The sequence below is a fragment of the Anaerolactibacter massiliensis genome (assembly GCF_900290205.1).
GTDB classification, from domain to species: domain Bacteria; phylum Bacillota_I; class Bacilli_A; order Erysipelotrichales; family Erysipelotrichaceae; genus Bulleidia; species Bulleidia intestinalis.
Genome location: NZ_OLMH01000002.1, coordinates 516,217 through 530,248, shown reverse-complemented (window position 1 = coordinate 530,248; position 14,032 = coordinate 516,217). Strand labels below are relative to the sequence as shown.

At 42.2% G+C, this 14,032-nt stretch carries 11 protein-coding genes; 3 read left to right on the top strand and 8 right to left on the bottom strand.

Annotated elements, in window-relative coordinates; all coding sequences use genetic code 11:
- Positions 1-1,159 precede the first annotated feature (1,159 nt).
- From wecB to C7E00_RS16340, 6 genes are all read right to left on the bottom strand, one after another.
- Positions 1,160-2,287 carry a non-hydrolyzing UDP-N-acetylglucosamine 2-epimerase gene (gene wecB, locus C7E00_RS06105; protein ID WP_105303448.1) on the bottom strand — a complete coding sequence of 376 codons (1,128 nt, stop codon included), beginning with the start codon at positions 2,285-2,287 and terminating at the stop codon, positions 1,160-1,162.
- Complete coding sequence (locus C7E00_RS06100; protein WP_105303447.1) at positions 2,284-3,495, bottom strand: ATP-binding protein; 1,212 nt, start codon at positions 3,493-3,495, stop codon at positions 2,284-2,286. Before C7E00_RS06100 ends, wecB begins: the two co-directional genes overlap by 4 nt.
- A gap of 1 nt (position 3,496) precedes the next feature.
- Complete coding sequence (locus tag C7E00_RS06095) at positions 3,497-4,183, bottom strand: IspD/TarI family cytidylyltransferase (protein ID WP_105303446.1); 687 nt, start codon at positions 4,181-4,183, stop codon at positions 3,497-3,499.
- Between the two features lie 733 nt (positions 4,184-4,916).
- Complete coding sequence (locus C7E00_RS06085) at positions 4,917-6,620, bottom strand: DGQHR domain-containing protein (protein ID WP_167836489.1); 1,704 nt, start codon at positions 6,618-6,620, stop codon at positions 4,917-4,919.
- Positions 6,595-7,545, bottom strand: a complete 951-nt coding sequence (locus tag C7E00_RS06080; protein WP_105303443.1) for a DNA-methyltransferase — start codon at positions 7,543-7,545, stop codon at positions 6,595-6,597. The genes C7E00_RS06085 and C7E00_RS06080 overlap by 26 nt, the downstream gene beginning before the upstream one ends.
- Positions 7,546-8,271: 726 nt before the next feature.
- On the bottom strand, positions 8,272-8,496 hold the full coding sequence (locus tag C7E00_RS16340; protein ID WP_420808595.1) for a transposase domain-containing protein: 225 nt from the start codon (positions 8,494-8,496) through the stop codon (positions 8,272-8,274).
- A 206-nt stretch (positions 8,497-8,702) separates the two neighbouring features.
- Here C7E00_RS16340 and C7E00_RS06070 point away from each other — a divergent pair, with 206 nt between their 5' ends.
- From C7E00_RS06070 to C7E00_RS06060, 3 genes are read left to right on the top strand one after another with little or no spacing between them, the layout of a single operon-like run.
- A complete protein-coding gene (locus C7E00_RS06070) occupies positions 8,703-10,583 on the top strand; it encodes a tyrosine-type recombinase/integrase (RefSeq protein ID WP_105303442.1) in 1,881 nt (626 codons plus the stop codon).
- Positions 10,576-11,562, top strand: a complete 987-nt coding sequence (locus C7E00_RS06065; RefSeq protein ID WP_105303441.1) for a tyrosine-type recombinase/integrase — start codon at positions 10,576-10,578, stop codon at positions 11,560-11,562. Before C7E00_RS06070 ends, C7E00_RS06065 begins: the two co-directional genes overlap by 8 nt.
- Entirely contained in the window at positions 11,555-12,589 is a 1,035-nt protein-coding gene (locus C7E00_RS06060; protein ID WP_105303440.1) for a tyrosine-type recombinase/integrase, read from the top strand. Before C7E00_RS06065 ends, C7E00_RS06060 begins: the two co-directional genes overlap by 8 nt.
- A 60-nt stretch (positions 12,590-12,649) precedes the next feature.
- On the opposite strand, the gene C7E00_RS16780 is transcribed toward C7E00_RS06060, so the two are convergent.
- Together C7E00_RS16780 and tnpC are read right to left on the bottom strand one after the other, a co-directional pair.
- Positions 12,650-12,976 (bottom strand): IS66 family transposase, encoded by a 327-nt coding sequence (locus C7E00_RS16780; protein ID WP_167836488.1) that lies wholly within the window; start codon positions 12,974-12,976, stop codon positions 12,650-12,652.
- A 20-nt stretch (positions 12,977-12,996) separates the two neighbouring features.
- Complete coding sequence (gene tnpC / locus C7E00_RS06050; protein WP_105303438.1) at positions 12,997-14,007, bottom strand: IS66 family transposase; 1,011 nt, start codon at positions 14,005-14,007, stop codon at positions 12,997-12,999.
- Between the last annotated feature and the right edge of the window lie 25 nt (positions 14,008-14,032).

Genomic DNA, 14,032 nt, shown 5'->3' with positions numbered 1-14,032 from the left:
AGGCAGCGATAGATTTCTTCCATCTCATAATGTCTGAAACTGCCGAAATCAGAGCAAGACACGAGAAACATATGAGGAATATGATACTCATCCATGACTCCGCACATGTTCTCGTCAGCTGGCATTATCGTGTGATCGTCTTGTCTCACATACATGGTTCCTTTTTCAGGAAGAAACAGATAATCGCCGATCGGCTTGCCATGCAGATAACGGAAAGAGCTGAACTTTATTCCTAAGGTGCTGATATTCTGATCAGATCTTTCTTCCGGTTCATCATTGTAATATCCATGGGCTGCTTCAAAAATGATCATACTCATAGAGCCGAGCGGAAGCCCACCATTCTTCTTCAGTTCTTCTCGGTAAGAGTCTGCAAACCAGGGAAAAGTATCAATGCTGACCGTTCCTGCTTTCATCTCTTTCTCTAGTTTTGCTTCAATTTCCATGAAGCTCATCTTTCTGGAAAAACCATGTTCCCTTAGCCACTGATCAGATTGCGCCTGGTGTTTTCTGATTTCTTCTCTTCTCGCATCATTGCAGCGATCCATGTAGGTTCTGCGATAAATCATCTGGTTTACCTCTTTCTCCTTTTTCTTGATCAGAGCAGTATGATTCATCTTTTCCCGCTTCCGCTGATTCCGCTTTCTCCGTGCTTCTGCTGAAACATTGGCAAAGTCGTATCCATCTGCTGTGAAATCTGCATGGTAAATCCCGGATTCATATGGAAGAAAGGAATTGATGGTACCGATGCTGCAGGAAAGCTTCTTGCCGATCTCTTTTGCAGGTAATCCTTCTGCCTTCAGTTTCTGTACTTCCTGAACCATGTCTTTCCCGTCTTTTTCAAAGGAGTAAACACCGGCAGTCACCAGCAGTTTGCGGATTTTCGTCATGGTAAGCCCGAAGTATTCCTTCATGGCTTTCATGGAAGCCTTCCCGTTTCGATCTGTTTCCATATCAGCTTCCGGGTGCAGATAAATCTGTGCTGCAGCTTCTGCCATCTCATTTCTTGCCTTAACAGGGTTGTAATCCGGGTTAACCTTCTTTCGTCCTCGCTCTGCCATATTCTGACCTCCAGGTTCAATATAGCAAAATTCGCCCATCTATAAAATATTATCCGTGACAATTCAATTTTTAAGCTGAAGAAAAAGGAATAGCACGTACGCTACTCCTTCTGCAGGAAAGAGGATTCCAGAATGTCCGCAATCCGCTCGGAGGCATGACCGTCTCCATACGGATTTGCAGCCTTGCTCATCTTCTCATATTCTGATGAATCATTCAGAAGCCTGCTGAATTCCTGGTAAATAGTTTCTTCTTCTGTTCCTACAAGTTTTAAGGTTCCAGCTTTGATTCCCTCCGGTCTCTCCGTGGTATCGCGCATGACCAGTACTGGTTTGCCAAGGCTTGGTGCTTCTTCCTGAATACCCCCGGAGTCTGTGAGAATCAGATACGCGTGTTCCATGAAATTATGAAAGTCCAGGACATCAAGCGGTTCAATCAGATGAATACGTTCTTCTCTGCCGCCTTCTGCCTGGTCTCCGAAGATGTCTGCAGCCGCCTGCCTTACTTTGGGATTTAGGTGAATGGGATAGATTGCTTTGATATCCGGATGTTCATCCATGACTCTTCTGATCGCCCGGAACATATGATGCATCGGTTCGCCGAGATTTTCCCTGCGATGTGCAGTAATCAGAATCAGCCTGCTTCCTTTCGCCCATTTCAGTTCCGGGTGCTCATAATCTTTCCGGATAGTTGTTTTCAGGGCATCGATTGCCGTATTTCCGGTAACCCAGATATGAGAAGGATCTCTCCCCTCCTTGATGAGATTCTGTCTTGATAGTTCGGTCGGGGCAAAGTTATACCGGCTGATAATCGATACTGCCTGGCGGTTGAACTCTTCCGGGAAAGGAGAATAGATGTTATAGGTTCTGAGTCCAGCTTCCACATGCCCGACCGGAATCTGGAGATAATAGCAGGCAAGGGCAGTCGTGAATGTGGTAGTCGTATCTCCATGTACCAGAACAACATCCGGTTTTACTTCTTCCAGAACCTTCCGGATATTCAGAAGAATCGCATCGGTGATATCAAACAGGGTCTGATTCTCTTTCATGATGGAAAGATCATAATCCGGCTTCACATGAAAGACCTCAAGAACCTGCTTCAGCATTTCACGATGCTGGCCGCTGACGCAGACTACCGTACGAATCGAACTGCGTTTTCTGAGCTCATTGACGACCGGGCACATTTTGATGGCCTCTGGTCTGGTTCCGAATACCAGAAGGACTGTCTTCATCTTCGTGTTTCCTTTTCCAGATTCACATGAATATGCTGATCCATGTGATCAATCATCTCACACATCTCATCCGTATTGCTGAAGCAGAGAACCATAGCCCCGATTCCGAATTTCCCATTCCGGAATGAATATACCTGGTCCCCAGGTTTAGCAGTGACAAAGCACTTTACGATCCGCTTCTGCACTTCCTCATCAAAATCTATTGACTGGAAAATTCCCTCTTCCCTGCTGTGCAGAATATAGGACGAACAGCAGGCAGAAGCAGGAACCTGCTTCAGATCAGAGATATCATCTCCTACTGCCTGTCTGACCGTATACATTGCCATATCAACCCCGGTTGCCGCACATACGGTATCCGGAATCAGATTGCCTCCATTTCTCGGTCCGATCTCAAGAATATATACTTCATCATTCTTGCCGATGATGTATTCCACGTTATACGCTCCCATGGTCATATGAAGGCCGGAAAGGATAGACTGAACAATCTCCTCTGCCCGTTTCTGCACTTTTCTGCTTTGAATTGAAGGAAAAGAAGAACCGACAGGAGCATAACGAGAGACCGCAAGATCATTGTGCTGGTCACAGATGCCCCAGAAAATAATCTTTCCGTCTCTTACAAAGATATCGCCATCAATCTGATAGCCTTTCTTTTCAATGAATTCTTCAATAATCACATGATGAGAGATCGAATAAGAAAGTGCTTCATTCCAGGCTGCCTTCAGCTGATCCAGGTCTGTCACCTTCGTGACTCCTTTGGAACCGGAAGAATCTACCGGTTTTACCATGATCGGCAGTTTCAGCGTTCTGGCAAAGGCTTCGGCTTCTGAATAATCATAGAAACTGCTTCCTGCCGGCATCGGCAGACCTTGTTTCCGCATAAATGAACGAAACTGGTCTTTATGAGTCATGATCATCACGCTGTGATATGGATTTGTCGGCAATCCCAGCGCCTCTGCTACATAAGCAGCCGTTGGTGCAGAAACATCAGAAGCATAGCTGACGATTCCATCAATCTTGAGCTCTCTCGCCTTTTCCAGCACCTTCTCTTTATCAATCGTGCTGATGTTATAGTATTCGTCCGCATACTGATGGGCTGGGTTATCCGGAAGATAGTCCACATCGATCACATGGTATCCGAGCTTCTTTGCGGCAAGTACCGCAGTTTCCTGGAAGATATTTCCTCCCAGCATCATAATTTTCTTTGTCATCTTATTCAAACAGCTTTCTGAAATATTCAATGTCCTCTGGATAAGTAATCTTGATATTGCGTTCGCATCCCTTAGAAAGATAAACAGGATTTCCTCCAGCCATATAATACGCAAAAACAGAAGGATATGTATTTCCGAGTTCAGGATTGAAGTCATGGAACAGATTCCTAAGAATTCCTAGCTGGAATGTCTGAGGAGTCAGAATCCGGAACAGCTTATCTCGTGGAACCATTTCTTCAGAACAGGAAAGGTCTTCTCCGGCCCTGACCAGAGTCTCTACACAGGGGATAGCAGAGAGTGCACATCCATGTTCCTCTGCAACCCGGATGGAATCCAGAATAGTCTCTTCATCGACAAATGGTCGGACTGCATCATGGATCATGACCAGATCACTATCCGGATAATTCTTCAGAGAACAGATCCCCTTCCAGGCAGATTCCAGTCCATTAGATCCGGCTTCTGCGAAAAGGTCCAGCTTATCAAGCGAATAAGATTCTTTTGCTTTCAGAAGAAAAGCATTCCACTCTGAAGAACAGACGATACATATCCAATCAATTGACCTGCAATTCTGGAATTTCTCCAAAGTATAGACGATCATAGGCTTTCCTTTGATCTCCACAAATTGCTTCGGAACAGCTGCCTTTGCCCGAGTGCCCTGTCCACCAGCCAGTATCAATGCAATATTCATTTCATAGGCTCCTGCTTAGAAAGTCATCCCCTCACGACTTTGAGACTGATATATCAACAATTGAGACTACAGTCTCAAAGCAATTTTAGAGACTCATTAAATTAATAATCCTCCATGAAGGCTTGATCCACAAACAATACAGAGGCATATCCAGAAACAAGATGTGTATCGCAATTGGAACTGATGGCACACAGACAATTGCAATCTACGAAAACCATCAAGAAAAGCCTAAAAAAGAGAGTACCTGGAATGCCTTCAGCCAGCATATTCAGGAAGGTTCCGTACTGATCCATGACAGTGAGCGTTCACATTCAATTCTGGCATCAGATCTGAACCTTAAAGAACAGAAATATTATTAACGAGATCTGATCAGACTTGACGATAAGGGCAATCCTCTCAGAGAAGTGAACCATGCATGTGCTCTGCTGAAAGCTTTCCTGAGATCACATTCCGGGTTTGAACACGATGAACTGCAGGGATATCTGGATCTGTTTGCATTTCTGATGAATCAGCCCGCAGAGCCGCTGGAAAAGGTCAAAATGCTGCTGGTGAGCTCACTATAATATCCCAGAAACGCTCAGATATCGAGATTACTATTCCAGAGAACCGCATGACTAAGCGGTTCTAGGCTCAGATTTACCAACACTGTGAAAAAGGAGATTTTCTCAAATTACCTAGCCGGGTCCCGAAGGCTCTTAAATTATATATAATAACACTTTTAGTAATGCCTCTATTAATCTTCAACTTCAAATACTTCTTGGAGAATTTTTTTAGAAAATTTTCTATATTGGCTAGAAGTATAAGGAAAATCCTCTTTGCTAAAATCACAATTCCAATCTTTGAATTTATCCTTATAGAACTCAAACGATTTTACACCATTTTGATGTAATTGTGATTGAAAAGCAAGCAAAAATCCATTTATTGAAATCACAGAAAGAAGTTTTGAATTCTCGTCATTCCATTCATCACGAAATCTGCTTTTAATTGCTGAAAAATATTGATTTAGAACACCGACACAATAAGAAATATATTCATTTATTACAGAATTTCTACCATGAAGTAGCTCCTCCCTACTGCCGCCCCAATAATGATATAAAGTTCCATCAGAATTATCATCTATTTTAACAATATATTTTAAAGCAAATCTGACTATAGAAGCCGTTTTTATCTTGCTTTCATGTAATGAAGAAATCTGTAATAAGCCTTTAAATGGGCCGTTGTCATTCATTTTTTCAATAACATACTGTGCGAGACTTTCATCTGCAAGAGGATTATTAATACGCTTTATCTGCAATAACACATTTTGTGATACAAGCTTTGCATTTGAATTGATATCAAGAAAAATTTTAGATTCTATTTTAGCTTTTTCTGATTCACTCATTCCTTCTGGAAAGATAAGCCCTGTAACTAAAATGTGAAGTTGCCTTCTAAGTTTTTCAATATCCTCTTCTTCTTTGTTTCTTTCTCCACTTTTATAATGTGCAAAAATTCTATGCTGACCATCTATAATGCAAATACTGTTGTATTCTTTTGGCATCGATAAACGATAGTGCCCATCTATAGTGTTAATTTCGTTTACCTTGTGATAATCTCCACTTTCATCAATAAACCTAACGCTGTTAGGCAATGCGACAATCACATTATTATAAAAGGCCGAGCCATTATCACGCAAAAAACTACGAATATTTTGTAACTTACTTTTGATCAATAATCTTTGGTAAAGCCACATTGATTCCTGCCAATTATCTTTTCGAAGCACATAACATGTATCCAACAAATCCTCAGCACACATCATAAAAGAAACCACACGAACTTCATTATCTAATCCTGTCATTTCTTTCGGTATTATGATCGGGGCATTTATTATCGAACTTTCATTTGATGAACTCAAATTTCCTATATCAGATTTTTTAACGTTAAGATAACGGAACATTTCTGTAATTGCAGAAAAATGTATGCAATCCACCATACACTTAAAGTATTCAAGATCATCGGGCTGCATGAATACTATATCCGAATATCTTGACTTCTCTTCTTCACTAAGTTCAATTCCATTTAATGGTATATAAATGTAAAATAACTTCAATCTTTCTAAAGAATAATTTCTTAGGCAAACCTTATCAGGAAACAGTTCTATTAGTTTTTTTCTAAATTCACTTTTATTATTTTTAATTTCTTGATAAGCCTCTTCTTTGACGCGAACATGATCCTTATCACTTTTTTCTTTTACATCATCTTCAATGAGCAACCACAAATTTTCATACACATACATAGAATCGATTTCGATTCGCCTAGAACCGATATGCATTTCATGATGGCCGGTAGAGATATAAGAAAAGTCCATCCCATGGAATACTTTATAAATCCGCTTGTTATGAGCTCTATGCTTTGATTCTTGTTCTATTTCCTTTTTATTCTTCGTCTTCCGTGTTGCCATAATAATTATCCACTTTTGTTCTTGCCTGTTTGAATTCTTCTGGGAGTCGCGCAACGGCAGCATTTTTGTTAGGTTTAGCCGGTGGCTTATCATCTCTAACCTTTGCTTTCCCCTTCAGAGCATCATTGACACGGTTGTTTGCTATTTCATAATAATCCTTTTGTATTTCAGCACCAATGAATCGTCTATGATTTAATATTGCCGCAACACCGGTGGAGCCAACCCCCATAAAAGGATCTAACACCGTATCACCCTCGTTTGTTAACGCTTTAATTAAACGTTCAGGAATTGCTATAGGAAATTGGCAAGGGTGAATTGTCTTTTCTACATGATGAGCATTAACGTTAGGAATGTCCCATACATCAGATGGATTTTTTCCTAACGGATTTCCACTAAGCTTGCCTTTATTGGGACCTGAGTATGATTTTTTCCCAGGGTATTTTTGAGGTACACGTACCGCGTCTAAATTAAATTTTTCTTCTTTCCCCTTTGTAAACCATAATATTGTTTCATGTCTACCACTAAAACGCTTAGTACTATTCAGACCATGTCCAAACGTCCAAATAATTCGGTTTCTTAAAACAAGAGGGTATTCTTTGTCCTTGCTCAACTCAGTAAAAAGTTCATATATTATAAAATCCAGTGGAACTACACATGATCCTGATACATGATAACCTACTTGCCAGCAAATACTTCCACCAGGTTTTACTATTCTATAAATATCATCGAATATTTTCTGATGCTGCTCTCTAAATGTTTTTAAATCGTCATGAGGATTTTCATATGCTTTTCCCATACAATAAGGCGGTGAAGTAATAATTAAATCAATACTGTCATCATCAATATGTTTGAGTAGCCTCTGACAATCTCCGAGATACAAAGTTATTATATTAGTCGATTTATAATTCTTATAAATTTTTGTCATATTATTTACTCTAAATAACTACACATGGTCAGATCCAGCAAGTTATGATCTTATATTACCACTTAAGCAATTTAACTCTATTCTTAAATGACCAATCAGTATCCTTTTTATCTCAATGATCGTCTTCATCATAATATTAGAAATACCATTTCACATTTTTTATTGATGATCAATTTCATTCTTATACGGCATATCTACTGACCTCCATGCTATGACCATAAACTTCTATTTCATAGGGCACATTACTACTCTTAACCACAATGATTGCCTTTTCTGTACATATGGCAATGATTTTATCCCGCTTTTCTCATTAGCGGGACATAGGTTTCGGACGGTGTGAACCCCACTGCCTGGAATAGTTCAATATCCTTGGTTCTTGTGTTATGAAGCTTCCACTCCTTCTTGTCTTTTACCATCCGCATGTGCCTTGCTTTCAGCAGAATATCAAATGCTGAAATGCTGGTTTTATTCAAAGACACAACACCGCTCCATTCAAGCTGGAATGAATCAGGCCAGTTACCAGGATAATGAAGTCGAAACCTTTCTGCGCATCATAATCCTGTATCTTCAGCGCATTGAAGTCTGCATCGTTCTTGATGTAGTTATTATATGTCTCAATTGACCAGCGGTCTTTTGTAATCTACATATACCTGCGAAGCTAGTTCCTCGTCGTTGGTCTGCAGGTAAACGATAAATAAACGGTACGGTAACAGCAGGGTCTTGACTCTAAGCTTTCAGACCGTCTTTTCGTAACTGCACAGGAAATTTATCTGACCACGGAAAGAACTCTTCAGGGAGATCATCTACTTTATCTTCGTGAATATACTTCGGAAGCTCTGTAAGGAGGTAATCCAGATAGGCATAAAGATTCAGATGGTTAGCCTTTCCTGTTTCTACGATACTGTAAACAGCTGCACTGGCTTCCGCACCTTTGATCGTATCAAAGAACATCCAGTTCTTTCTTCCGGTTGTAAACGGGCGGATTGCGCGTTCGGCAGCTTATACCTACATTAACATAATTTTCCTTATGCCCAGCTTTTTCTTATGCCCATGATTTATTAATTTCCGCATAGATGGCTGCGCTGTAGCTCCAATGATGTGGATAACATAATACAGTTCTGCATAATGAAAGTACCAATAGAAGGAGGTACACCATTATGAAGAAGTACGACGAGTGCGTAAACACAGTGATGCAGTTCCTTACATCGAATCACTATGGCAGCACTGCAATCTATGAGCATCAGAACAGCTATAAGAGGATTAAGGAATGGCTGATATCCTCTGGTGCCTCATGCACACCAGAGGCACTGAATGCTTGCTTTGAAGAACACAGCGGGGAATTAATACCATCAAAACAGCGGCAGCTTAAGCATGCCCTTGTTCAGCTGATAGATGTCTATGAAACTGGCAGCATCCGTGATCAGCATGTCGGTTTCCAGATCTGCCCGTATGATCAGCTTACTTCTGTATTGAAACAGGAAGTAGACGAGTTTGTTTCGCATTGTCTTTCTGAAGGAAAACGTGCGTCATACGTAAAATCTCTTCAGGGAAAATGTTCGGATTTTATTCTTTTCCTGCAGAATCATGGTGTGACGACTATCCGCCAGGTTACATTTGATTTAATTCTCCTATACCAGAGTCAGAATAATTCCAAATCCAGGTGCACACGTGCGTCAAAGGAAAGTGCCGCACGTATGATGCTGGAGTGCTTCGCTGAGCGCGGTAAATGCCTGCACGGGCACGCAGAAGCAATGACTAGTCTCACGCGTAATCAGATTGTATTGGACACATATTTCAGTCCAGCGGATTCCATGCGACCTGCGGACCATTCTCTCTGGGAAACTGCCTCTTCTTTTCAAAGTGCGCTCAAGAAGAATCGGTACTCAAAATCTGTATACAATTATTATTATCGCAGCGTAGTTCTGCTGTTGATTTTTCTAGAGAAAAACGATCTTGCCCTCACTAAAGAAATTGCGGAACTCTGGTTTGAACACGCAAAACCATTGTCTGGAAAATCCTGGAAATCAATGCGGCGTGCATTGTATCAATTTCTTCATTTTGCGGATACCGGCGAGATCATTCCGTGCCAGACTACTTCACCTAAGCCAGTAAAGATGATTGATACCATACCTGCATGGTGCAGAGTCGAATGGGAAGACTTTCTAGCCGTTCTACAGAGAGAAAACCGTGCCCAATCTACCATTGAGATGTATCGGAGTTCAATCAGCAGATTTTGTCTATATTTCGATAAAGTTGGAATAACCGGGTTTGATCAGCTTACGCCAGAGATCCTAATTGGCTTCAATGCACAGGATAAACATGAAACCGCAGAAGGGAAAGCTGCTTATAACAGCCGAATCAGAAACTTCATCTGCTATCTCGAAGATAAAGGCATCATCAGCAACCAGTGGCTGCATACTGCGATTTCTTCCATTCATGCCCCGAAAACCAGAATTATTGATACTCTCCCAGAAGAAGCAGTTGAGAATTTCTGGAAAGTCGATCAGGAAGCCTTCACTCCTATGGAACGCCGGGATTATGCGATTTCATGTCTTGGACTTGGAATGGGTATACGGTCTTCGGACATCGTGTCGCTGAAGATAGCAGATATCGATTGGAAAAAACAGCAAATCAGTTTTACTCAGATGAAGACTGGAGTCTCTGCAGTGCTCCCCATGCCGGTACATGTAGGCAATGCAATCTACAGATATCTGCAGATAAGACCACAAAGCAGCAGTGAGAATCTCTTTATTCCTTTCAGAAGTCCTTACGATAAGGTCGGCCGCTGCGTTTGTCAGAAAGCACTGGAACGATTCATTGGTGAAAACAAAGGTTTTCATATCACACGAAGGACATTTGCGACTGCTCTTCTGAGAGGCCAAACAAAAGCTGCAGTTATTTCAGATTCTCTGGGACATCGTTCAGAAGATACTGTATTCAAATACCTGCACCTCGATGAGCAGCGTACCAGACAATGTGCCATTTCGCTGAACCAGCTTGGAATTTTCTGGCCAAAAGAAGGTGCATTTTATGGATAAGCACTATCAATGCGCCAGTGTCTTTGCGCCGTATATCAATGAATTTATTACACAGAAAAGAGCACAGGGCTATTCATATGACGATTGTGATTATTACCTGAAACGCTTCGATGGATTCTGTGTTGAACATCACATCAGCGAGCCAGTCATCACGAGGCAGCTCTTTGAAGCATGGATTGAAAAAGGAGCATCTTCTGCTGAAGGCAAATCCGGCAGGCACAAACGCGAGACAATATTCCGGGCCTTTTCGATCTATATGAACATCCTTGAAACGGAATGTTATATCCCTCATCACATCTGCCATCTTCCTAAGGTAATGCAATACCTGATGAGTGACAGCGATATTCAGGAATTCTTCAGTGTTCTTGATGGTGGAAGATGCAGAAATAATGATCCTGATCACATCCGCATGTATTCTGAGTATCGCGTCATGTTCAGGATGATCTGCTGCTGTGGTCTTCGCAATTCCGAAGCATGTGAATTGCGCCGCAGCAACATAGATCTTGAAAAAGGAATTATCACGATCATTCATTCAAAGGGAGACAAAGACCGTCTTGTCTACATGGCGGATGACCTGACCGAGCTCTGTCAATCCTACTGGCTCTGGATGACATCAGAACAAGGGATTCAGTCGGATTGGTTCTATCCTAGTAAAGATACCAGCAAACACATCATAAAACATTCAGTATGCCGCAAGTTCAATGAGATCTGGACTCAGACTGCAGCTTCCAAGCTCTGCGATAAAAAGCCTACCGTTCATAGTTTTCGGCATTATTTCGTGACTAAGCGCATGAATCTGTGGATGGAACAGGGCGTCGATTTAAATGCAATGATGCCATTTCTCAGCAATTACCTGGGACATGCCGGCGTTCTAAACACGCACTATTACTATCACGCTGTTGAAGACTCAATCAAGATAATCCGTAGCAAGGACAAGGTTTCTTCTGCTGTAATTCCGGAGGTAATTACTGATGAATAAGAAAGATTTCAGTACACTATTCTTCTCGAAAACGCGTGACTTCCTGGATAAGTATGAGGCACAGCAGCTAAGGCGAAGTGAAAATACGATTGAATCCTATCGCGACGGTCTCACTTCTTTCCGGCGCTTTATCACTAATGAGAAAAAGAAATCTATGCTTACTTTTACATTCAGCGACTGTACTAACGAGCTTGTTCTGGACTACATGGAATATCTGCAGAACCGCGGCTATGCCAAAACAACCTGCAACCATAGGCTGTCAGCATTGCATGCATATCTATGGTATGCCTCAGACTGTGACGTCAAGGTCCTGCCTGTTGCGCTGGCAGTATCGCATCTCCCGTTTCTTCGGGAAAGTGAAGTCGTCCGCGACGTGATCAGCAGCGAATGCATGGCCGCTTTACTCGCTGCTCCAGGGAATTCCAGGAAAATTCTGATCCGGGATACCACGATCATGGTAATTCTGTATGACAGCGCAATTCGTCTGAGTGAACTTCTCGATCTGAGAAAAAGCGATGTGAACCTATCCCGAAAAGATCCATATATCCGGATTCACGGCAAGGGAGATAAAGAACGCATTGTTCCTATTACAGATAAGACGGTTAATCACCTAAATCGGTATTACCAGCATTACCATAATGAGGGTTCACCACCTACAGACCTGCTGTTCTATACTGTCATTCACCGGAGAGTCAACCGGATGTCTCCTCAGAATGTACAGCGATTCATCAAAAAGTATGCAGAGAAGATCAGACCGGAGCATCCTGATCTTCCTCAAAGAGTCCATCCTCATATGTTTCGCAGAACCCGTGCAACAGAACTGTATCAAAACGGTGTCGATCTTGAATTGATTTCACGATTGCTTGGCCATTCAGCCTTAGAAACCACGAAAATCTACGCAAAGCCCTCTGTAGAGATGATGAAGAAGGCAATGGATCATAGCTTCTGTGGTTACGAAATGGAGCAGGAGCCAATCTGGGACTTGAAAGATGAAGAGGAAATTGCCAGGAATTTCGGACTGCGCTAAGAAAGATTATGCCTACATTTTTCTTATAAAAATCAGTAAAACTGGGCTTCTGCAAGGAAACTAATGATAAATAGAAGCTGGGCATAAGGCAGCTGAGTTATTGAGCGGTACGCTCGGATCCGTCAGAAAAGTTCTCAGGAATTCTTCCTGATTCAATGCATAAGTGAATCCTTTGCCTGTTGCGGACTCCGGCGCAACAAACCTCTGTTTTTCACGAACCCACTCAAAGAAGGAATTCACCAGCGGTTCAATGAGTTCCTTTCTCTTTGTCAGTTGTTCCTCTAGAGGAAGATCCTTCAGTTTCTTATCCTCATGGAAGATTTGAGAGATCCGCTTCACAGCTTCTTCAGCGAGCGGCGGAGGTGATCCGGATCCTGCTGCTTTCACCGGTTCTGAGAATTTTCGTTTCAGATGAACCTTATTCGAGAACTGGAATAATGAACCCAGCAGCCGGCAACTTTAAAGTGGTCCGGATATTTCCGAGCCAGCATATGATATGCCTGGTAGCCATCCGTAACGCATATTCCGCTGAAGCCATTCAGGAAGTTTTCCGGATGATCAGCTTTTCTGGTCTTCTGATAGTCATAGAGGACGATCTGAGGATCCAGGCTCTCCGGTGAGGAGCGATAGCACCACATATAGCTCTTGGATCCTGCCGGTCTGCCGTCTTTGATTACCTGGCAGGGAGTTTCATCTGCGTGAAGCAGGTGCTGTTTGATCAGAGTATCATGCAGAACATTGAAGTATGGCTTCAGATACAGATCTGCGGACTTTATCATCCAGTTCGCCATTGTCGTACGTGAAATGAAGACTTCGTTCTCCTCATAAACCTGTTCCTGACGATAAAGCGGAACTGCATTTACATACTTGCCCATCATGATCGATGCGACCAAAGATGGAGTCGCAATACTATTCGGCCATAGTTCCAGAGGTCTGGGAGCACAGACAATAGAAGCTGTGCTTTCCGGATCCCGGCCTTCTGTTTTGGTCTGATCTTTGATGGCATAGACTGCCTGATGGTAAACGATTGCTTTAAAAGAAGCAGGATGATGTTCCAGCTTCTGAATGATTTTATCGGGAAGACGCTTATAGTTATCTACGCCGAAAATTCGATCAAGTTCTTCTTTGGGCAGTTCAAGATTTACAGTTTCGTAGTTCGTGACCTTTGTGATGTTGTCTTTCGGCTGTGTCTTCTTCTTTCTTCTGGCAGGTGCTGCTTCTTCGAGAGAAGGATCACTCTGAGCCGGGTCCGCAATGGCTTCCGGTTCGTTAAATCCAAAGTCAAAAGACATCTGAAGAGCAGAGACTGATTCTGTTTTTCTGCCGTAAGTGCGCTGATTCATGATGGCTATCTGCTGCGTCAGAATCTCAAGATTCTTAGCCATTTCTTTCTGATTGTTCAGTAATCCGATCACCATCTGAACCAGATCTTCTTTGGCTCTT

Coding starts and splice junctions, on each gene's coding strand:
- C7E00_RS06060 (WP_105303440.1), top strand. CDS start 11,555: ATGAATAAGAAAGATTTCAGTACACTATTCTTCTCGAAAACGCGTGAC.
- tnpC (WP_105303438.1), bottom strand. CDS start 14,007: ATGGTGATCGGATTACTGAACAATCAGAAAGAAATGGCTAAGAATCTT.
- wecB (WP_105303448.1), bottom strand. CDS start 2,287: ATGAAGACAGTCCTTCTGGTATTCGGAACCAGACCAGAGGCCATCAAA.
- C7E00_RS06085 (WP_167836489.1), bottom strand. CDS start 6,620: ATGGCAACACGGAAGACGAAGAATAAAAAGGAAATAGAACAAGAATCA.
- C7E00_RS06100 (WP_105303447.1), bottom strand. CDS start 3,495: ATGACAAAGAAAATTATGATGCTGGGAGGAAATATCTTCCAGGAAACT.
- C7E00_RS16340 (WP_420808595.1), bottom strand. CDS start 8,496: ATGTTCTTTGATACGATCAAAGGTGCGGAAGCCAGTGCAGCTGTTTAC.
- C7E00_RS06095 (WP_105303446.1), bottom strand. CDS start 4,183: ATGAATATTGCATTGATACTGGCTGGTGGACAGGGCACTCGGGCAAAG.
- C7E00_RS06065 (WP_105303441.1), top strand. CDS start 10,576: ATGGATAAGCACTATCAATGCGCCAGTGTCTTTGCGCCGTATATCAAT.
- C7E00_RS06080 (WP_105303443.1), bottom strand. CDS start 7,545: ATGACAAAAATTTATAAGAATTATAAATCGACTAATATAATAACTTTG.
- C7E00_RS06070 (WP_105303442.1), top strand. CDS start 8,703: ATGAAGAAGTACGACGAGTGCGTAAACACAGTGATGCAGTTCCTTACA.